Here is a 23,015-nt window from a genome sequence, read left to right on the forward strand (position 1 = left end):
TATGAAACATAAGGGAATGACGTTAATTGAATTAATTATTGTTATGGCAATATTCGCAATTTTTTCTTTAGCGGTATATAACTATCAAAGTGGTGAATTGAATGTGTATAGAAAGCTATCGGTTCAGACAACACTCCAAGGTGATGCGAAGAATGCTGTGGAGCAAATCACATTTGATATTAAAAAATCAAGACTTACACCTTACTCTGTTGAAACTGATTTTTCTGATGCTAAATTTCATGGGCTGCTTGGATCAAATTATACGCCTATAGTATATATTGATTTTTTAAATACTGATGCTCATGACACAAACTACAACAGCTGCATTTATGCAGTAAAACAATTAGCAAATGGCACCAAGGAACTTGTTAAAATATTTTTAAGGTCAAATGAATTTACTTTGGATACAAATCACATAAATATAGCAGATGAAAATATATATGGTACAAATAGTTACAGTAGGGGTAATTATAATACAAACAGTTGTACTACTTTTGACCAATCAATTGTAGCTAATATATTACCTAGCTTTATAACAATTGTTCCTGTTTTAAGTAATGGCTATTCGTTTATATATGAAGAGCAGGGTAATTACTATCTTGTTCATGAGGTTAGTGGATCAGAGGTTGAACAATATAATTTGAAGCAAGAATCTTCAGTAGTAAATAATATTGGCGCACTTGGAAGTGTTAGTGAAAAAGTCATTGTTAGTGATGTTAATCCAGTGATGCCAAGTCCTGTACAAGTAAATTCTACAGATTTAGGCCAAGCTAATTCATTGAATAACTCATTCAATATAAGTATTTCTCTTAGTAAAAATATAAATCTAAATGGCAGAACCACGCTACTTAGTGAAAGTTTTAATGCTAATGCTACAAGGCTCAGATATGATGGAGGCGATGAAAATGCTGGCAACTAAGAAAAAAGGATATGCACTGATATATGCAATTTGTGCAGTTATGATAATAGGTGCATTGATGCTAGCTATTTTATCTCTTTCACTTTCAAATAGAACAACCACTGCTTATTATCAAAAAAGCAATAAGGCAAGGCTTCTTGCAGAAGAAGGGATGGAAAGTGCTGTTAATGTTCTGAAAACAAACGTAGCAGTAAATTTTACTGAATATATTAATGCACAGGAAAGTGGTACTTTATTTACATTACCAAACCAATCACCAGTAATTCCAAATAATACTGATGGTTATTCTTACAGTTTTGCTCAGGCACTTAATCATCTAGATAATACATCAGGAAAAAGGGTTAATTGCATTGAAATATTATCAACTGGAACCTTTCAAAATATAACAAAGACTATTACTGCATATATTGCTGAAAATGACATTTCAAATATATATTATGACAAAATGTTTACTCATCCAGTTACCCAAGATGCCAATATACCATCCATTGATATCAAGCCTACTGATAATGATGATGCTGGTAATACAGCTGGATTTGAAAAATACACCGGTGGTAGCGGTACAACTAATCCGTATATGGTTACAATGAAGAGAGATATTAGTTTAGAACCAGGTATAACATTAAAATCATTAACTGATACAATGTACAATTACATAACTACTGATCCAAGTTTTAATACTATAGATGTTTCAGCTGAGATGAGAACTTTAGAAAATAATGCTTCTGTTAGTGATTATTTGGGGAGCATAACTAATAATGGTTCTAACTATGTGCAGGACATGTTAAAATTTTCAACATTCTATAAAGTTATTTTTGTTCATATTCCGAAAGAAGATAGAGCTACAGTTTCTCTAAATGTAGGGACAATGAGTGAACCTTTAGTTAATTATATTATATATTGTGATGGAAAAATTAATGTAACAAATGGTTCTAACTTAAAATTGTGGAATTGTAATATTTATGCTAATGGGATAACATACAATGGACATCCAACAAAAATTTCTTATGCAGAAAATGCTACAGATGTAACTAATGTTATAGACACAACAACAGGTAATGATGTTTCATCACAGTTTGATATTGAAGGTATTGGTTCAACAAATGCAAAACAGAAGATTCTGCAGCATTTATTAGCTTATGATGCTACGGATCCCAATAATCCAAATAATCCATATAATGCATTAAAATCAGAGTACGAAAATCAAATTCCTAAAAATGAGCCGGAATCTATATTTTCAAACACCAATCTGGCTGGAAAATTTACAGAAGCAAATAGAGTCCAAGCTGACACAAATTTTTACTCCTACTTAGACGGATATGCCTATGGATTAAAACTTAGATACGTTGATATAAAATTTAATTGAATATACAAAAAACAAAACATAAAGTAAATTAATTTATGTATATAAATGTCATGAAATAATGTATAATATAGGAAATGGTACAATTGAGTATATTCCGCTGAATTTATAGGATTATTAAAAAATCGGGAGGAGATTATATGATGGGATCAGTTAAAAATAATATTAAAATGAGAATGCGAATATTGAGTATATTTCTTGTTATATCAGTTATTGTTGTAATGGCTCCTAAATATGTGTTTGGAGACGATTCAGCCACAACAACAAGGGTGGTTAGTTCTTCAGAAATAAAGGTTGGTGATCCTTTTACTGTTACATATAATATCCAACCAACTAATATACCTGCACAACAGGATAATACAAAAAAAGACATAATTTTGGTAATGGATACGTCTGGTAGTATGGCTCAGGATCCAAATTCAAATGATGTAAATTCAAATAGTACAAATTCAAAAATTTCAATAATAAAGAGAGTTGCAACAAGCTTTGTTAACAGCTTTAAAAATCCAACCGCTGGTTCTCCTAATATTAGTACTAATGTAAATATTGGAATTGTTGCTTTTAATACAAATGCGAATAACCCAGGTACACTTTATAATGTTGGAACAAGTACAACAAGTATAGATAATAGTATTAACGCATTAACTGCTGGCGGAGGAACCAATATTGGTGATGGATTAAGACAAGCATATTACTTACTTAGTCGAGACACAACTACGACTAGTAAAAATAAATACATAGTTTTAATGACTGATGGTATGGCTACTTATTATTCATATGATAAATATGATGTACAATATAATTATGGTTGGTATGGTAATATTACAGGTGTGAAAAGTCCACCAGACTATCAGATGAGTGCTGGTAATATCATCAATAGGGGTGGAAACGGGAGTACTGATCCAAATAATCTCTCATTAAATTATGCCAATCAAATAGCAAGTCAGGAAATTGCAACTTCTGGAATCAACACGGATATAATTGGATTTGGAGTAGATGCCAGTTCAAGCAATCAACTAATTGCAACTTCAGCAAAGGGAACTTATTTTAATGCACAGGATTCAAATGCTGTATCCACTATTTACAGTGGAATACAGACACAGATACAAGATACTATTCACGGAACTGTTGCATTTACAGAAACATTTAACAAATATGCACATATAGACCCCAATGCACCATTACCAGCTGGATTAACTCTGTCAGGTAATGACAACATTGGTTATACTATTTCAGGAAGTTTATATACAACTTATACATTAAGCACTGATAAAACAAATTATGTGGCCCAACCTTTAAATTTTGCAATAGCGTTTTTAGGAAACAAATATGGTACTGAAATTTTAGGTGCAAACAATTCATCAACTATTCAAATAACAACATCAACTCAGACATTACCAGTAGAAATATTACCTATTAAAAGTTTTTCTATAGGAGAAAAGAATTTAGATTCAACGCCAATAATTACATCGAATACTAATTGGACAAATGTACCAGTAAAGAATATAACAATTGCCTCTGGAAGTGGTTCCGATTCTGGCATGAAACCTGGAACATTACAATATAGACTTGTAGATAATGTAAAGGCAAGTGATGGCACAGACATTTTAATAAAGGATTGGACAACATATACTGCCCCCTTCGACATAGATACAAGTAGAGAGGGTCAAATTAGAATAGAAGCTAGAACTAAAGATATAGCTGGAAACTATAGCCAACTGGCGACAGCATTAGCACAAATAGATACAACAGCTGCACAAGCACCAGTAATTACCTTTTTAGGTAGTGGGCTTACGCCACAGATATCATTCTCCAATGATTCAAGTAGTGCAACAGACAATACATGCTCTGGAACTAAGGTAAATGAATATAAAATTAATGATGGACCATGGCAAACATATATCCTTGGTCAGACAATTGCGAATGTCAATGCAGGAGATGTTGTTTATGCGCAATCAACAGATAATGCAGGAAATGTTAGTTCATCACAACAAACAGCAACTTCAGCTAATTTTAAAGTACCTGATTCAATAATTGTCCAAGCAGGTGGCTCAGCGCATTTTAATTTTAATATTCTTGTAGGTACTGGTGGATTGCAGGGCTCAAACGGTAATGTTGCCATTACTGATATTAATGGAAATATTCTTTCGTCATCGCCAATAAAATTAAATGGTAGTTTAAGTTTAAGTAGTGTTTCAGGCTATGGTTCAGATGGTAATGGTACTCAAATAAATATTACTGCACCTATCAGTTCTTTAGGAAACACTTATTATTTGAAAGTATCCTCACCAAATGTAATTGGGACTAGGACAATAACTGTTCATGTTGTGAATATGATTTTACATTAGTTGGAAATTTATTTTATTAGAGTCTAATAGATTTCGAGGAAATGTAAACAGGCAACTACTTATATAATTTTGATGAAATTTAAGTATTATTTAATATAAACAGTTAAAAATAATGTTGAGACCTATATTTAGATTTCAACATTATTTTTAACTTGGTAGCTACTTTTAGGAGGGAAAATGAGACTAGGAGAATATCTATTACAGGAAGGCTACGTTTCAAATAAAGACATAGAAGAGGCAACAGAATATCAGAAAATCAATGGCGGGCAAATAGGAGAAGCACTAGTTTCATTAGGATATATTACTTACAGGCAACTTATAATTGCTTTGTATAAATTCAATAAAACGGATGTTTCTAGTACCTCGCTATTAGAATCGTTATTGTCTAGTAAAGAAATAACTCAGGAACAACTAAATATAGCATTAGAGTATAAAAAAAATAACGGTGGGCTCATTGGGGAGATATTGGTATCTTTAGATATAATAACCTATGATACTTTGCTTAACTACATTTCCAATGAGTTAACTTCCGAAAATCATAGTAGTTATATTGCATCATCAAAATTTGGAGATGTTTTATTAGATAGGAAGCTTATATCCGTAAAACAATTAAAAGAGGTATTAGACTTTCAACAATACAATGGTGGAAGAATAGGCAACATTTTAGTTGCTAAAAAGCTTTTAAGTCAGGAACAAGTTGACGAAATAGCTTATGAAGTAAGCGAACAATCCAAACTTCCACTGGGAGAACTACTTATATTAAACAGAGAAATAACTAGAGAGCAATTGGATAAAGCAATTTCTTTCCAGAAAAGAAGTGGTGGAAAACTTGGCGACATCATGTTGTCTTTAGAAATAGTTTCAAGGGATGTTTTATATAAATATATTGCAAAGCAATTCCAGATGGGTAGTGCTGGGGAAAATATAGAAATTCAAGGTTTAAATAGCATCTCTTTTGAAATTGCAAAAAAATATAATGTAGCATTAATTAAAAGGCTAGAGGATCGTTATATAGTTGCTACAGCTGAAATTTTAGACAATGTAGCTATTGGTAATATTGAAAAACACTTGGATATGAACATAGAGCAGGTTTTAACCAGCCAATTCTCTATAGATCAATATTGGACAAAAATTTATGGGGCAGAATTAGCTTATGAAAGCATAAATAAACTAAAACTTGATCAACCAGAAAATTCAGCTTCTGTTACGTTTACTAAAAAACAAAAAGTAATAATTTTAGTTATAACTATAATCCTAATATTGGGAGCAGTTCTCAAACCATTAATGGTTTTTATAACCATAAGTGTTTTAATACAGTTACTTTATTTTATTTTGTCCTTTTATAAAACAATGATTTTAATGAAGGGCATAAATAAAGATTCACAAATTCGAATAACAAATGAAGAGTTGGAGGCTATAGATGAAAGAGACTTGCCTATCTATACTATTTTAATTCCTTTATACAAAGAAAAGGAGATACTAAAGGATATAGTTAAAAATATTGATAGCATGGATTATCCAAAGGCAAAATTAGATGTGAGGCTTTTACTTGAGGAAGATGATAAGGAGACAATTAAGGCCGCTAGAGCAATGAAACTTCCATCATGTTTTACTACATTAGTTGTTCCTACAAGTATACCTAAAACTAAGCCTAAGGCATGTAATTATGGACTCATAAGAGCCAGGGGTGAATATGTGGTTATTTATGATGCTGAAGACAGACCATCCCCGGATCAATTAAAAAAAGTATATTTAACTTTTGCAAAAGAATCTGAAGAATGTATCTGCGTTCAATGTAAACTTAATTATTTTAATAGCAGTCAGAATATATTAACTAACTGGTTCACGGAAGAGTATAGTATGTGGTTTGAATTATTATTGCCTGGAGTAGTACAACTAAAAATACCAGTGCCACTGGGTGGAACTTCAAACCATTTTAAACTTTCAAAATTAAAGCAAGTTGGAGCGTGGGATCCATATAACGTTACTGAGGATGCTGATTTAGGGGTAAGACTTTATAAAACTTCAAATACCACAGTAGTTCTTGATTCAATAACCTGGGAGGAAGCAACAAGTAGTCCAGGAAACTGGATTAGACAAAGATCTAGATGGATAAAAGGTTATATGCAAACATGGCTTGTCCATATGAGATCACCTATTAAATTATTCAAAGAAATAGGATTCAGAGGATTTTTTGGATTTCAGGCTATGCTTTTAAGTTCCTCGCTCCTACCTCTTATTAATCCATTCTTATGGGTACTTATGATAATTTGGTATGTTAACCATGCGTATTGGGTGCCTATTTTATTTCCTGGGATAATAGCATACTTAGCATTAATTTTATTTATAGTGGGAAATTTCTTTTTTACATTTATGCATATGGCAGGGATATACTGGGTAATCTGTGAAATGGAAAGAACACACAAAGATGAAGAGGTATTCTCTTACAGCATGGTAAAATACTCTTTGCTTACCCCTGTTTATTGGGTGCTACACAGTATTGCAGCGTTCAAAGCGTTAAAACAGTTAGTAGTAAATCCATTCCATTGGGAAAAAACTGTACATGGGATGACTGATAAAAAATATGATTCCTTTTCTAAGTAGGAATGGGATTTAGGATGGTGAAGCGTATGAAAGATTATTTTGGGAAAAGAGATAAAATTATATCCTGTATGTTGTTTAAGTAGGAATGGGATTTAGGATGGTGAAGCGTATGAAAGATTATTTTGGGAAAAGAGATAAAATTATATCCTGTATGTTGTTTATGTTAGTTCTCATAACTGAACTTGTATTTGGATACTACTTTGCATTTACTAAAAAAACATTCCCTGGAGATGCACTAAGCAGAACAGCTAACGCCTTTTATGTTATTTTTAGTCAGCCACCACATTTGGGCTCTATAGGATTTATTTGGAACCCTTTGCCAAGCCTTTTGCAATTGCCATTAGTTATATTTTATCCTATATTCAAAGGTATGGTGGCAAATGGATATTCTGGGACTATAGTAACTGCTATATTTTCATCTTTAGCATGTTCCGCTATATATAAGAGTTATAGAAAGTCGGGAGTAGGAACTTTTGGTGCAATAATAATTACCCTCTTATTTGGCTTTAACCCATATGTATTTATATATGGATTAAATGGTATGAGCGAAGCAATTTTTTTCTATTTTATTTTATGTATTGCTATAAGTTTTACTGATTGGGAAGATGATCCAAGAAAAGTAAATAATTTAATAAAAATGAGTATATTTTTAGCATTGGCATTTTTAACAAGATATGAAGCAATACCTTTAGCAGCAGCTATTTTTGTTTCCATAGCATTGTGGGCTTTCACTTCCCAGAAGGGATCCTTCTTAAAGAGATGGCCTAAATTTGAAGCAACATGTACGGTTTTATTTACACCTTTATTATATACAATATTGATTTGGATATTAATAAACTGGATAATAATGGGCAACCCTTTATATTTTCTGAATTCATCTTATTCAAATGAAGGCCAATCGTCCAATATTAATGACCCGAGTTTAATAAATGCAGTTCATAATGTGAAGGGGGTAATAGTTGCCGTGGGGCAAAAGATAATTTATTTTTTGCCTATAACTATAGGGGTATTTGTTCTGAAAATAATAAATAAGAATATTTTAAAAAAAGACACTATTTATTTTTTGATTTTTGTAGTAAGTATTGCAGGACTTCAGGCCGTCATGATATTTAGAGGAGTATCGGCCAGCTGGATTAGATATTATGCCTATGTTTTACCTGTTGGTGCTGCCTGGTATCCATATGAAATCAGAAAGATGACTACTAAGGTTAAAAAAACTTTGGCTACAATTATAACAATGATATTTTTCATTTTCACAGCGTTTTCTACATATTATGTTATGGGAATCAAGTCAATAGCACATGATGAATATCTTATGATTAAACCTCTCAATAGCAGTGATATGGGTTCAAATGGTGGAATTAGTGTTGCAGACATTAATACAAGTAATTATATTAATAAAAATTGTAATGATGGTAAAATACTTTTAGATACTTTTATGACATTTAAAATTGTGGTAAACATTGATAAGCAAGCGAATGTTGTAACTAGTAGTAGCTATATATTCCATGATGCTATTAATGCCCCAGCAAAAAATAAAATCAAATATATAGTTATACCTAACCCAACTTCAAAAAATGGAGGAGGAAATCTTTCATCTTTAGATGCTATAAATAAAAAATATCCGAATCTTTATAAAAATGGAGCTACTTGGTGCAAATTAAAGGTTGAAATTGATAATAATTTTAAAATATATGAGGTTAATTAATAAACTAAATTTATATTATTGTATATTTAAAGTAAATTATTATGTAAAATAGTAAATAAGAAATAAATTTTTCATGTGAAAGGAAATTTTATGAATTCAGATATCAATAATAACTCTAAACATAATAAAATTATAAAAGGTCTATTCTACATAATATTTTTTGTTTGCTTATTTTTTGCCTTCTTCTATGGACTCACTTTCAAAATAGTTAATGATGGATTTTGGCATATTAAAGTAGGGGAATACATTATAAAAAATTTAACAATCCCATACAATGATATTTTTTCTTGGTATGGAAAGAGTATGAACTTAAAATGGATAAGCCATGAGTGGCTATTCGGAGTTGTGGCTTATTTAGTTTATTCAATTCATGGTTTTACATCTGTGGCAATATTTATTGGAATAGTAAATACTTTAACCTGCGTTTTGCTTTATCTTTTAATAAAGATGAGAAGTAAAAGTAGTTGGGTTTCTTTAATTTGTATAAGTTTGTACTTAGTAACTTTATATAATGATGTGGGACTGGCGTTTAGGCCAATAACTGTTTCAATGGTAATAATCCTTACCCTATGTATTTTACTGGAGAGGAAAAAATATTTAATTGGACTTATTGTATTAATTATAGGGGTAAATGTCCACGGAGGAATATACCCAATATATCTAATTATATTTGCTTATTATACTCTTTTTAAGAATTATAAGTTTTTTATAGCATCTCTATTTTGTATTTTAATAAACCCCTATACTTATAATATATACATGTACACAATAAATGCCATGAAAGAAATGTCAGTTGAAAAAACCTATATTAATGAGTGGAAGGTTACAGCTTTATATGATTATAAGGCATCATTGGTTATTGTTATTTTTATGGTGTTTATCTATGCCTATAATAGAGTCAAATTAAAAGATATATTATTTTCCGGAAGTATTATACTTTTAGCATTTTCCTCAAATAGACAGATAATATTTTTGTCTATTATAGCATTACCAATGGTATCACCATATATTTTAGGTGGAATAGAAAAATTAATTGATAATTTCCCAAAAGATATATACGTGTTAAAGCCTTTAAGAGATGTGGTAACAAAACAATCAGTAAAGGTAGTGATTTTCATATTCATTCAGGCAGTTTTGATTTTTCCTAATATTTTTTACACTTATAATTTTGTTTCAAATAAGATGACTTTATTCACCGTAGATAGTGCTGATTATCCAATTTATGCTGCAAATTATATAAATAGTCACCCTAAGGTTAAATCAAGCAGACTACTTAGCCATTATAATGATAGTCCATATCTTATATTTAGAGGAATTCCAACCTTTGTGGATAGCAGGGCGGATCTGTTTTTACCAAGCTACAATAAAAACACCAATGCCTTCTATGATTTTATGAGAGGATTTGTGGACCACTATGAACCCCAAGAGTTAATCAGCAAATATAAAATAGAATATATATTAGTTAATAAATCTTATAGCATATATGATATTCTAAATACTTATAAAAATCTGTCTGTAGTTTATGAAGATGAAAATTATTGTATATATAAAGTAGATTATTTTCAATAACCTTAATATTAGGGTATAATATTATTATAAATTATATGTTTAGGCATTATAGAGTAACAAGTTTGCTTACTTAAAAGGAAGAGTGATGTTAGTGATAATTAGGAATAATATTATACCTGCTACCAGTATTGATTTGGATTATGTTTTAATCAAAGATGATAATAATTTATTATATGAGGATGCACTATTTTTTGATTTAGAGCATTATGTGTATAAAAAGCCTATATGTATAGGTGTATTTGGATGTTGTTATTACGATAAAATTGATGCATCTATTCATGTAACCCAGTACATGATAGAAAATAAAAAAGATGCTGGGGAAATTATGTACATGGTTGAAGATTATTTTCAGGAACAAAGGAAAAAATTTCATAAAAAATACATTGTTACTTTTTCTGGGAACAATGATTTTACAGTTTTAAGATATTTATATAATAAAATTGGTATGGAATACAATATTGAAGAAGCATTTGGACAAATTGATTTACAAAAAGAGTATGAAAAGGTGAAGAAGGTAGGCATAGGTCTTAAAAATTTAGAGAAAATTTTTGATATTGATCGTGAAAGTGAGCTTATCAGTGGTTCTAACCTTGCAAAAACAATAAACAAAATAATGAATAGTGAGAGTTATTTCGAAAGAATGCCGGAGGAAAAGAAAAATAAAATTCTTCTTTATAATGAGCAAGACGTAGTTAGTTTGTTTCATATGGTTACTAACTGGAAAAAGTATATGAAAGAAGAAAAAGAAGAGGAAAAAGAAGAAAAAGAAGAAAAGAAAGAGGAAAAAATAAATTTAAAAATATGTGATTAAATTATGTGATTTTAGTCAAATATTATGATATACACAGTCCTGTGTAAAATTGTTACAAGGAGGTGATATATCATAATGTATGATATAAAAAACAAAAAAAAGAGTGGATTTACACTCATTGAAGTAATAGTTGTTATTGCAATTCTTGCAATACTTGGTGCCATTCTTGTACCTAACGTTCTTGGATATAGGCAAAAGGCAGAAAAGTCAAACATTCAAACTAGTGCTAAGACTATAGTTAGTTCCATTGAGACATATAACGCTGACAAAGATAAAAGTACTGATGAAATAAGTGACGCTTCTGGCGCAATAGGGTATGCAGATGGAATTAGTGATTTAGTTTCGGCTAAAATGCTTGATCAGAGCAAAATTCCTAAATGCCTTGATGGAACAGATGGAATAACTTCTGTCGCTGATTTGCAAAAAGTTGCAAATGGCGATTTTTCAGTAACAGCTATTAATGGAACAGAATCAACTATTGCTGTGGATTCTGCAGAAGAATAGTATTGTAAAGGCCATACAGCCAAGACGATGCTACTTAGAAATTAGTGCAATGAGTAAGTTGTATTTTAATTCTTACCAGTAGCATTGAATTGGTTAAGGTAATTAAAAAAAATTTAACTAAAACTTTTTTAAATTGTTAATCTAAAATAAAAATTTAGAAGTGGTGATTTTATGAATTTGATTATGAGTATATTTGTTTTTGTATGTGGGTTAATATTTGGAAGCTTTTTTAATGTGTGCATTTTTAGAATTCAAAAGGGTGAGTCTATTGTGTATCCTCCTTCGCATTGTACAAGCTGTAATAATGAATTAAAATGGTATGATCTTGTGCCAGTTTTAAGTTATGTGGTTTTGAAAGGTAAGTGTAGATACTGCAAAGAGAAGATTTCACTTAGGTATCCTGCAGTAGAATTAATAACAGGGGTATTATTTTATTTTATTTATCTAAAGTATGGAATTAATATTTTAACAATAAAATTCATAGTGCTTATATCACTTCTAATAGTAATTGGAATGATTGATTTTGATACTACAGATGTGTATTCTAGTACCACAATTACAGGAATGGTAGCAGGAGTAATTTTTATTTTAATTGGTATGTATTTTAAAACCAATGTTCCAATACCATTTATTATTGGAGGATTACTTGGTGGAGGTATAATAGCAATCATAATATTAATAACTGGTGGTATGGGTTGGGGAGATGCAGAAATATGTCTTCTATGTGGATTGTTCCTTGGATGGAAGCTTACAGTGGTCATGTTAATGCTTTCATTTCTTTTAGGTGGAATAATAGGGGTAGCACTTATAGCTCTTAGAATAAAGAGTAGGAAGGATTATATACCCTTTGGTCCATTCATAACCTTGGCTGCCATGATTGCTGTGTTTTTTGGACAAAATATGATAGATTACTATATTTCCATGATAATTAGATAAAAAAAATCAGCAAAATGGATAAATCATTTTGCTGATTTTTTTTATCTAAGCTAAAGCCTTTTCTAATTTGTCTATTCCAATTTTAATTCTACTTATGGATTCATCTTTTCCAATAATATCGCCTATTTCAAAGGCACCACCTGGTGTGAATTGTTTTCCAGATAGAGCAGTTCTAAGTGGCCATAATACTATACCATTTTTAACTTCCATATCTTTAGCAAGAGCCATCATTGAATTATGTAAAGTATCCATATTCCAATCAGTTAGACTTTCTAGTATTGGAAGTGCCTTTTTTAAACTCACTAGAGAGTTCTCATTATTTGTTTTCATCTTCTTATGAGTATATATTGCAATATCATATTCAGGAAGACTATTAAAGAAATCAATGACTTCAGGTATTTCACCTAATACTTCAACTCTAGTCTGTAAAAGCTCAGTGATTTTTAAAAGGTCAATATTACTGTTTGTTATAACCCCTTGGTAATAAGGTAATGCCATTTCATGGAATTTTTCTAGGGGCATTCTTTTAATATATTCTCCGTTCATCCATCTTAGTTTAACTGGATCAAATATTGCAGGAGATTTAGTTATTGTTGTGTAGTCAAATATCTTAACTAACTCTTCAAGAGTGAATATTTCATTCTCACCTTCAGGATTCCAACCAAGTAAAGATATAAAGTTAAGAACAGCTTCTTTTATATATCCTTTTTCAACAAGATCTTGAAAAGAGGCATCACCGTTTCTTTTGCTTAACTTATTATGAACATCCTTCATGATTGGTGGACAATGAACATAAATTGGAACTTCCCAGCCAAAAGCCTCATAAAGTCTGTTATATTTAGGGGCAGATGAAAGGTATTCATTTCCACGTACTACATGAGTTATGCCCATAAGATGGTCGTCTACTACATTTGCAAAATTATATGTAGGGAAGCCATCAGATTTTATAAGTATCATATCATCAAGCTCAGAATTGTCTACGGAAATGTTTCCATAAATAACATCATTAAAAGTAGTAAATCCTGTTATTGGATTATTTTGTCTTATAACGTAAGGTGCACCTTGTGCTAGCTTTTGCTGAATTTCTTCTTTAGGAAGATTTTTGCAATGTTTGTCGTATTTGAAAGGTCTTTTTAGAGCTTCTGAATTTGCTTTTAATATATCTAATCTTTCTTTTGAGCAAAAACAATAATATGCTTCGCCATTTTCAACTAACTGTTTTGCGTAATCTAGGTACATACCTTTTCTTTCACTTTGTACATATGGTCCAACAGGACCGCCTATATCTGGACCTTCATCATGGATAAGACCAGTTTCTTTTAGGGTATTATAAATAATATCTACAGAACCCTCCACAAGACGTTCTTGGTCGGTATCTTCTATTCTTAATATAAACTTACCACCTTCATGTTTTGCTATAAGGTAGGTGTATAGAGCTGTTCTAAGGTTACCTATATGCATATAGCCGGTTGGGCTTGGTGCAAATCTTGTTCTTATTTCTTTTGAAGACATTTAACTCACTCCTATAAAAATAAAATTAATGCCTCCCACCACATTAAGATGAAAGGCAATTATACAAATACTGATAAAACCATATTAGTGTAACGTAACTAAACAAATACACAATATCATACTATTACATAATAATATAACAGAAAAATAGTGTCAAGGGAATAATATAGTAGACAACATAAATTATAAATTTAAATAGGAGTTACCATCTAAGGGAATAACAACATGAAGAGGAGGCCTATCACCTAAAAGACCTATGGCATATATAGTGTAAAATCTATCGCCTCTTAAATTTATATTAGGTACGTTTAGAACTAGTTCCCCCGTTTCAGATGAGTTAATCCTGAAATTATAAGTACCTGAGATTAGAGGTATATAGCCAGTAATTTTTTTATAAGGCACATTTGTAAAAAGCTTTTTTCCATTAGCAAGAGTTAGGTCAACATTTGGAGAGTTTGGAGAAAGATGACCAAATCTGATAAAAAATTTTCCTGGTATGAATGGTCCCTTAGGCTCAAGTATTTGGAGTAGATTAATTTTGGCTGGATAGTTAGTAGCAGCAATTGTATAAATTGAAGAAGGATTTATAAATATGTTCTCCTTTACTAATAAATCGTTGCGACTCCCGGCTCTATACAGTTCAGTTTCATAATAACCAGGCTGTACTGAAAGATATTCTGTGAAATTTCCAAAACCAAGATTTCTAGTAATTATTTTGTTATTTAAATAAACATCAACGGCAGGAGCATTAGGAACCGCATGAAATATTCTTGCATAGGAAACAGCTACAGCTAATCTAGAATTATAAGTATCATATGGATCAAAAAACATAAAAAAATCACCTTTCAAACATTTTATTCCTTAGTATTATATGATTATGTTTTCCAAGTGATAATAAATTAAGGTCTTTATTTTATATACAAAAACAAAAGAGATCATTTTACTGATCTCTTTAGGTGTAAGGGAACCTAAAATTATCTTCGTTACAACCCATATACATATCTACACACCCATTAATAATCTTTCGACTATTAATGAGCATCTCAAAACATATATAAATCTTGGCTCGATTGCATAAAATACTATAAAAACTATATAAAATCTTTCGACCTTATATAACCTTAATCTTTAAATTAGAATTAATTAAAGGAATAAGCACTCCATGCAGTCTCAGCTCGACTAATATACATAATTACAAACCATATATACACCCAATAATAGGCACATAAACAGCTTTACACTACATATAATAATCTTCCTCCGACATATATAAAGCACGGTTAATACCTCATATACATCTTATGTCGAATATTTTACAACCTATAATATATAAATCATAAAATACTCTTTGCTCGACAATTTTAAATCCTCATTACCTTAATTATAATACCCAATGTGAAAAATAATATTCGCTAAATGCAAAAAGTATTTTATAATGTATATAGTGATTAAAAAAAATGTTGATATATAGCGTATATTACGGATAGAATATATAGTATGAATATTTCGCTAATATCCGGAATAGTTGTCAATAATCTATTATGATGAGGAGAGTTAAAATGGAGTTAAGTGAAAAGAACATTATAGTTCTTGCAGAAGATGGTTTTGAAGATATGGAGGCACTGTATCCAATTTTTAGATTAAGAGAAGAAGGTATTAGAGTAACTGTAATTGGGACAGGAAATAAGGATAGTTATATGGGATTACATGGATATACTTTAGATGTGGATGATTATCCAAGTAGTATTGATCCAAATGAATATGATGGAATCATTATTTCAGGTGGTCTTTCTTCATATAAACTTAGAAATAATATATATATAAAGGATATTGTATCTAAAATTAGTGACAAAAACAAACTTATTGGTTGTACGGGACTTGGAGCAGTAGTTTTAATATCTTCTAAAGCAATAGATGGATACCAGATAACTTGCCCAGAAGAAATAATTGATGATATAATAAATGCAGGAGGGGATTATACAAATACTGGGAACTGCATAGACAGAAATTTAGTCAGTGCAAAAATACCAGGTAACCTTCCGCAATTTATGATCAATATATTTGAATTATTAAAAAATGATTCTAATGAATTGACAAAATAGTTTAAAAAAATTAGTGAAAGAAGAGCTTTTAAATTTATGGAAAAATTATGTTATAGCATCAATTATTTAAACAGAAGTTTTATAGAAATCATTGATTTATTAAATCAATATGGCATCAACTGCATTATTGATGCACGGCAAGAAAGCATTGATGAGGAGAAAATTTGTGATGAATTTAACCTAGACAATATAAAAAGAAACCTAAATAAACTTCGAATATACTACATAAATATGGGAATGGAGTTTGGCTTAAACCAGCAAGAAATAAATTTTCAGGATATGATAAGTAGTGTAAATTATAATATGGGAATTCAAAGAGTTATTGCAGGTATAGATAAGGGTTTTAAAATAGCGTTAATCTATGGTGAAGATGTTTTAGAGAATTCAAAAATGCCAGTTATCATAGGTTATGGACTTAAAAAAAAGAATATATCAATGGAACATATTATTGATGGAGAAAATCAAAAAACTCAACAAGATATAGAAGAAACTCTATTACAGGTATATAAAGTTAAACTTATTAAGAAGGTAGCAGAATTATCAATTAAGAACATAATGAAAAATGTAGACTTAGACATGAGTGAAGATGACTTTAAAATGGAAATGATTGAAGAGGCTTATAAAATGAAATATGATGAAATAAAATAAAATAAGGATAGTTTTTATATATTAATGGGGGCATGTTTATGAATTGTGAAAAAAACAGGGTTAATGCTAAAGATATGTTAAAGAGAATTAGTGAATTTCCACGTGACGATACCTTGAATTTGCAGGTTATTTCTGAAGAAGAATGTGATCTTTATACAAGAAAATTAGTAAGTTATAATGTTTTTAAGGATGAAAAGGTAGAAGCTTATGTACTAATACCTAAAGGGATTAGTACACCTATGCCATCTGTACTTGCTATTCATGGGGAAGGAAATAATAATTCATATGAATCAGGTAAAAGTAATTTGGCAGTGGAAAGAGATGATAATTATTTAGCTGTTGCTGCTGAACTATGTAAAAAAGGAAATGTGGTAATTTGTCCAGATCGATTTCCTTATGAAAGTAGGCGTATTTCCTGCGATGAATTACAAAATGAATATGAAAGAATAGAGGCAGGTAATAAGCTGCTTTATGAGGGGATAACAGAACTTGGAAAGGAAATAAATGAATTAATTAATTATTGCAGTTGACGTACTATTAACTTTTGACCAGGTTAATAGTGAAAAGATAGGTGTAATTGGTATATCTGAGGGTGCGTTTTTAGCAATTATAGCTATGATAGTAGATCCAAGGATTAAGGCAGGATGTTCTATAAACTTAGCATATATGTTAAAAAACAATTTAAAAGAAGCAAGTAGGCGAAAGAGAAACGCATATGACATGTTTTTGGCAATACCGGAGATAGCCTGTAGATATAACATAAGTAGTCTTTTAAAAGAAATTGCACCTAAACCATTTATTTGGCTAGAAAATGAAAAAAATATGATTAAGCCTGAAGTTGATGAAATATGCAAAGAAGCTAAAGCAAATTATCTGGATATGAGAATACCAAATGAATTTATAAGTATAATTTATGCTAGCTCTATGTTTTTACCAAATGATATAAAGGCAAAAGCATATCAGTGGTTAGATAAATGGTTGATGCATATTTAAAAAATTCAAAATAGAGGTTGTGATTCCTTTGGCATTACCAATAAAGTTTATACATACAGCTGATATCCATTTAGGAAGCATGCTAAATATTAGTAATGAGGCTGTATTTGAAAAAAACACCATATTTAAAGAGGCTGTTTATAATGCATTCCAGAAAATAATTGATTACGCTATTTTTTATAGCGTGAATTTTTTATTGATAAGTGGAGATTTATACGATAAAGATGAAATATCTATAAAAGCAAATAATTTTTTTTACAATCAATGCCAAAGACTACTGGAAAAAAATATAAAGGTTTTTATAATTGGTGGAAATCATGATGCATTTATAATCAAGAGAGAATTATTTAAAATGCCCGAAAATGTATTTATTTGCGAAAGTGAAAATTTAAGTCAGTTTGAGGTTTTGGATGAAAATTCAAACATAATAGTTAGGATATGTGGTGAATCATATAGAGGAAAAGCCGATAGTAGAAAGATGTATACGTCTTATAAACCATTACAAGATGGCGTATTTAATATAGGAATGCTACACACCGAATTAAATGGAAATAGCCTGAATTATGTTCCTTGTACATTAGCTAATTTAAAGTCCAATGACAATATTAATTATTGGGCATTAGGGCATATACATAAATGTGACATAGTGAATGATGAAAAACCTACTGTGATTTTTTCTGGAATTCCTCAAGGTAGGGACATGGGTGAGGCTGGAATAGGTGGCTGTATTTATGTAAAAGTAGATGAGGCTAAAAAAGTTGAACTAAACTTCTTACCAACTTCCCAGGTTATATGGGATAAAGTTGAAATTAACATAAATGAAAATAAAGGCGAAACACCTGAAAATCTAACAGAACTTATAAATCTAATCTCAAATAAGGCAAAACTTATAAAACAAACCTTGCCACTAATACCTAAAGATATAAAATGTAATGAGGATTTATCAAAAATAGTAAAAGGTTATGCAATTAGATGGATTATAACTGGAATAGGAAATATTAAAAATATTTTTGCAGAAGGTTCAGATGATATAAATGAAATAATATGTGATGAGTTAAATTCAGAATTCATGAAAAATGATTTGTTCGTTTTTACAGATTCAATAGATGTGAGAATTGAAAATTCAGTAGCAGATTATAGGGAATTTTTAGATAATAATGTTACTATAAAAAAATTATATGAATTATGCCATAGATTAAGTGAAGAAGAACCTATAAAAGGTTTATTAATAGAAAGCTTTGGACAAGCATGGGAAAAAAATTATGATAGGGAGAATCTAAATAGCCTAAAAATGCAGCTGGACGATGATGATTTTCATAAAATTTTAAATGAAGCAAAAGAACTTATTGTGATGAAGTTTATAAAGGAGAATAGATAGATGCACATCAAGAGTTTATACATTAGAGACTTTGGAATTTATAATAACGTAACTTTAGATGATATTTCCCAGGAAATTGTAGTTATTGGCGGGAACAATAGAGCAGGAAAATCTACATTATTAGATATATTAAGATATTTTCCCTATGGGTTTTCGAAATCCATGAACATTCCTCCAGCTAGAATAGAATATGAAGTGGAGGGAAAATTTGTAGATGATAATGATGAGGAATTTATAGCTAGGGTAAATGGTTATTCAAAACCTCATATTTTTAAGGGGTTAGGCATAGAAAGTGTAGAAAATGTATATAGCGATGTAGATATATTCACCTATAAAGAAATATTCACAATATCTTTGGATGAACTTAAATACACAGATAAAGAAGATGAAAAATTGCAGTCAGTGCTTTTAGGCGCAGGGTTAAAAGAGGTTATTTCAGTGCCTAGAATGATTTCGGATTTTAAAGCACAAGCAGAAAAGATTGGCGGAAAAAATGGAAACCCTAGGATAAAATTATTTAAAGATAGTTATAATGAAATATCTCAGGGACTAAATTTACAAGATAAGGTTCTAACTCAAGTTGAAAAGTATAATAATGATATAAATAGGATTAGTTTTATTGAAAATAGTATAGATGAATTAGAAATGGAAATAAAGACAATAGAGGATAATATATTTATCACCGAAATCTTAAAAGTGAATTATGAGTTGTATAGAAAAACTGATGAACTTAAACTAATACTTAATAATTATGAAGATAAGTTGATTTTTAAACAGATTGAGTCTAGTAATTTAGCTTTAGATACTTGTCAGAGTCTACGGGATCAATATGATTTAGTTACTAATAGATATGAAGAATTAAAGCTCATTTTTTCAAAAGAAACTGGTGCTTCTGATTATATATTGAAGTGTTTTAAGGAGAATGGAAAAGAAATATTAGATGGACAACTTATGATTTCAGGAATTACGCAAAAAATAGAAAATTACAAAATAATGCTTGATGAGTGTAGAACAGCAAAACATGAAATTATAGTTGATGCTACTGATATAAATGAAGAATGGAAGGAGGATTTTACAAAGATACTCAACATAAATACAGAAGAGATACCTTTTATTCAGCTTAGCGAAAATATTGATGAATTAAAGCTTGTGATAAGTAAGATTGAGGCTATAAATTATAATATAAAACAATTTGAAGAAAAACTTTTAGAGTCAAATATAAGTGGCGCATCTGCCACAAATAATATGTTTATTAAAAATATTATCATTGTATGTCTATTTATAATTATTGGTTTTGCTGTATATAATTTTAATAAGATTTTTGGAGTTTTAATAAGTATGGGGGGGATAGTAATAGCAGCACTAAACATGATTTTTCTAGCAAAGACAATGGTAAATAGCGGAGCAAATACTAATATTAATACTATAAATTTGGATATATCAAAGAGAAAAAAAGAGTTGATAGAATTAAATGACAAGAAAGATAGTTTAGAAGCTTTGATTCGTAAGTATAAGGATTTACTTAAGCTTAAACAGGAAGTACCTACGTCTAGTATCAAAATATATTTTGGTTTAGTTAGAGAAATAAAGAAAAAAGTTTTGCATCTGAAATATGATTTAAATAACATGACTAAATTAGAAAAAAACATCGATTTGGAACTAGGTAGATTATTGGAGCTACTTATTAAATTCAATGATTTTTTATTTATAGATGAACTAAAGGTGAGAAAAAATCTTATAGAAAATAGCCAATATATATTTCAAAATGTAAAGAAACTAGGTTTATTAGCGGATAAATACGAAAAACTTAGTGTAGCCAATGTAGCAAAGGAGATAATGGAAGAAAAAATCATGGAAACCTTAGGACTTAAAGAAAATGTTAATATTTTAGAAAGTATTAATGTAAACATAGATAAGTGTAAAATATTTAATGATTATAAAACAAATCAAAACGAGTATAAAAATTTAAAAAATCAGCTTATTCATTCCTTAGAAATAGAAAGAGTAAAAAAAACATTAACTAAAGATAATGAAAATGTAGAATTGTTCCAAAGGTTTGAAAAAATTATAAATACTTATATTAATATTGAAGATATAAAAAGAGATGAGAGTGAGCTGAAAATAAAATATGAAACTAAAATAAATGATTTAACCCATTTAAAGGATGAAAGGACAAGTTTAAAGGATGAAGTAAGTAGACTTTGCAGTAGTGAGGATATAATATTGGCCCATAAAAAAATTGAAAATGGAAGAAGAAGGTTTAAAAAAGTTGCCGAGGATTATGCTGTTAATAACGCTGCAGCATTTATTCTGCAATTGCTTCAAAATGATTTTATCCAAGGAGCAAAAGACACTATTTTTAACGGAACTAGTAAAATTTTAAGCGATATAACAGATGGACAGTTCTCCGAAGTACGCCCTGTAGACAATCTTATAAAAACAGATTTTATGACAATGGATAAGAATGGAGCATTAAATGAAAGTATGAAAAGCTTAAGCCGTGGCACAAAAGAACAATTATTTTTGTCTGTAAGACTTAGTAGAATTGCTGAAATTAAATCTAAATTGCCTGTGATAATTGACGATTCATTGGTGAACTTTGATGCAAAACACTTAAATAATTCAATTAGATTAATTAGTGAACTTTCTAAAACTAATCAAATATTTTTTCTTACATGTCATTCTGATGTTGTGAAGGCGATTAGCAAAATAAATAAAAAAGTACAGTTCTTTAAGGTTGATGAAGGTAAGTTCTCTTCTTCAAGCAAAGAGGGTCTTGTAGATTATTTAGAAGGTGGGATAGTATGAAACATATTAAAGTAGCAGCCATTATATTAGTGTACTTGGTTATATACTATGGATTTCAACTTGTGGATTTTCTGTTTATAGGGGTACAGGCGGCTTTTAAAGGAATTAAAGGAGCGGATTTAACTAAATATTTGAATGATAATTCCGCTACAGTAATGATTCCTGCAATGATTATATCATTTTTGATTTATTTTGTGATTTTAAAAGCTAGGCAAAAGAGTATATTAAAAATTTGTAAAATTAATAAAATCAAAACGAAAAGCGTATTTTTTATAATTGGAATCACAGCTACATATGCATTGGTATTAATAACCATATCCCAATACACTATAAAATATTTTCCATCATATAATGAAACTCAAAACAGTATAAGTGGTACCATGAGTTCAGTTTTAGGAATAGTTGCAGTACTTATTTTGGCTCCTATTTTTGAGGAAATACTTTTTCGAGGGATCATCCTAAGTGAAATAAGAGAAAATTTAAGAGTAATTCCTGCGGTTATTATTCAAGCAGTTATATTTGGAATATATCATATGAATATATTCCAAGGAATTTATACAGCTGTTTTGGGTTTGATTTTAGGTTATGTATGTGTTAGAACTATGACTATTCTGAGTTCTATAATAGCGCATATAACATTTAATGTATGTGGATCATTTGTATTTCCAATTCTAGTATATTATGTTCCTCAATTTTCAATTGCGTATATAGTAGCTGGAACCATACTCTTTTGCCTATTAATGTTTAATTTTAATCGTTCTACTAAAAATGAAATTAGGAGTATTGAAAAAACTAACAATCAAGTATGCTAG

18 protein-coding genes are annotated in these 23,015 nt (G+C 29.9%); 16 read left to right on the forward strand and 2 right to left on the reverse strand.

From position 1 onward, the window contains the following. Position 1: 1 nt before the first annotated feature. The 9 genes from BR66_RS0110195 (at position 2) to BR66_RS0110235 (ending at position 12,762) form a co-directional block, all read left to right on the forward strand. Entirely contained in the window at positions 2-919 is a 918-nt protein-coding gene (locus BR66_RS0110195; RefSeq protein ID WP_026882850.1) for a type II secretion system protein, read from the forward strand. Continuing rightward, positions 906-2,285, forward strand: coding sequence for a hypothetical protein (locus BR66_RS0110200; protein ID WP_026882851.1), 1,380 nt, complete (start codon positions 906-908; stop codon positions 2,283-2,285). Before BR66_RS0110195 ends, BR66_RS0110200 begins: the two co-directional genes overlap by 14 nt. Positions 2,286-2,422: 137 nt before the next feature. Continuing rightward, on the forward strand, positions 2,423-4,630 hold the full coding sequence (locus BR66_RS0110205; protein ID WP_026882852.1) for a vWA domain-containing protein: 2,208 nt from the start codon (positions 2,423-2,425) through the stop codon (positions 4,628-4,630). A gap of 177 nt (positions 4,631-4,807) precedes the next feature. Next, complete coding sequence (locus BR66_RS23575) at positions 4,808-7,234, forward strand: cyclic di-GMP-binding domain-containing protein, MshE-related (RefSeq protein ID WP_084156466.1); 2,427 nt, start codon at positions 4,808-4,810, stop codon at positions 7,232-7,234. Between the two features lie 109 nt (positions 7,235-7,343). Continuing rightward, entirely contained in the window at positions 7,344-8,942 is a 1,599-nt protein-coding gene (locus BR66_RS0110215) for a hypothetical protein (RefSeq protein WP_026882853.1), read from the forward strand. Positions 8,943-9,032: 90 nt separating this feature from the next. Then, positions 9,033-10,511: a hypothetical protein gene (locus BR66_RS0110220; RefSeq protein WP_026882854.1), complete on the forward strand. Its 1,479-nt coding sequence runs from the start codon at positions 9,033-9,035 to the stop codon at positions 10,509-10,511. A 91-nt stretch (positions 10,512-10,602) separates the two neighbouring features. After that, the gene (locus BR66_RS23580; RefSeq protein WP_242841143.1) at positions 10,603-11,322 is read left to right on the forward strand and encodes a ribonuclease H-like domain-containing protein; all 720 of its coding nucleotides are present in this window, start codon (positions 10,603-10,605) and stop codon (positions 11,320-11,322) included. 75 nt (positions 11,323-11,397) lie between these two features. Then, entirely contained in the window at positions 11,398-11,826 is a 429-nt protein-coding gene (locus BR66_RS0110230) for a type II secretion system protein (RefSeq protein WP_051624182.1), read from the forward strand. A gap of 171 nt (positions 11,827-11,997) precedes the next feature. Further along, positions 11,998-12,762, forward strand: coding sequence for a prepilin peptidase (locus BR66_RS0110235; RefSeq protein WP_026882856.1), 765 nt, complete (start codon positions 11,998-12,000; stop codon positions 12,760-12,762). 45 nt (positions 12,763-12,807) lie between these two features. Here BR66_RS0110235 and gltX read toward each other — a convergent pair whose 3' ends face one another. Next, on the reverse strand, positions 12,808-14,274 hold the full coding sequence (gltX, locus tag BR66_RS0110240; RefSeq protein ID WP_026882857.1) for a glutamate--tRNA ligase: 1,467 nt from the start codon (positions 14,272-14,274) through the stop codon (positions 12,808-12,810). Positions 14,275-14,457: 183 nt separating this feature from the next. Further along, positions 14,458-15,105, reverse strand: a complete 648-nt coding sequence (locus tag BR66_RS0110245; RefSeq protein WP_026882858.1) for a DUF4397 domain-containing protein — start codon at positions 15,103-15,105, stop codon at positions 14,458-14,460. Positions 15,106-15,833: 728 nt separating this feature from the next. Between BR66_RS0110245 and BR66_RS0110250 the strand changes: the two genes are divergently transcribed. The 7 genes from BR66_RS0110250 (at position 15,834) to BR66_RS0110280 (ending at position 23,015) form a co-directional block, all read left to right on the forward strand. Beyond that, the gene (locus tag BR66_RS0110250; RefSeq protein WP_026882859.1) at positions 15,834-16,376 is read left to right on the forward strand and encodes a DJ-1/PfpI/YhbO family deglycase/protease; all 543 of its coding nucleotides are present in this window, start codon (positions 15,834-15,836) and stop codon (positions 16,374-16,376) included. A gap of 36 nt (positions 16,377-16,412) precedes the next feature. Further along, a complete protein-coding gene (locus BR66_RS0110255; protein WP_026882860.1) occupies positions 16,413-17,024 on the forward strand; it encodes a hypothetical protein in 612 nt (203 codons plus the stop codon). Between the two features lie 38 nt (positions 17,025-17,062). Next, positions 17,063-17,554, forward strand: a complete 492-nt coding sequence (locus BR66_RS0110260) for a dienelactone hydrolase family protein (RefSeq protein WP_026882861.1) — start codon at positions 17,063-17,065, stop codon at positions 17,552-17,554. Between the two features lie 85 nt (positions 17,555-17,639). Beyond that, positions 17,640-18,017 carry a hypothetical protein gene (locus tag BR66_RS0110265; protein WP_026882862.1) on the forward strand — a complete coding sequence of 126 codons (378 nt, stop codon included), beginning with the start codon at positions 17,640-17,642 and terminating at the stop codon, positions 18,015-18,017. A gap of 28 nt (positions 18,018-18,045) precedes the next feature. Next, complete coding sequence (locus tag BR66_RS0110270) at positions 18,046-19,395, forward strand: metallophosphoesterase family protein (protein ID WP_026882863.1); 1,350 nt, start codon at positions 18,046-18,048, stop codon at positions 19,393-19,395. Further along, positions 19,396-22,203: an AAA family ATPase gene (locus tag BR66_RS0110275; protein ID WP_026882864.1), complete on the forward strand. Its 2,808-nt coding sequence runs from the start codon at positions 19,396-19,398 to the stop codon at positions 22,201-22,203. After that, positions 22,200-23,015 carry a CPBP family intramembrane glutamic endopeptidase gene (locus BR66_RS0110280; RefSeq protein ID WP_026882865.1) on the forward strand — a complete coding sequence of 272 codons (816 nt, stop codon included), beginning with the start codon at positions 22,200-22,202 and terminating at the stop codon, positions 23,013-23,015. Before BR66_RS0110275 ends, BR66_RS0110280 begins: the two co-directional genes overlap by 4 nt.

Origin of the sequence: Clostridium akagii DSM 12554, assembly GCF_000686725.1 — a bacterium.
Classification (GTDB): Bacteria; Bacillota; Clostridia; order Clostridiales; family Clostridiaceae; genus Clostridium_I; species Clostridium_I akagii.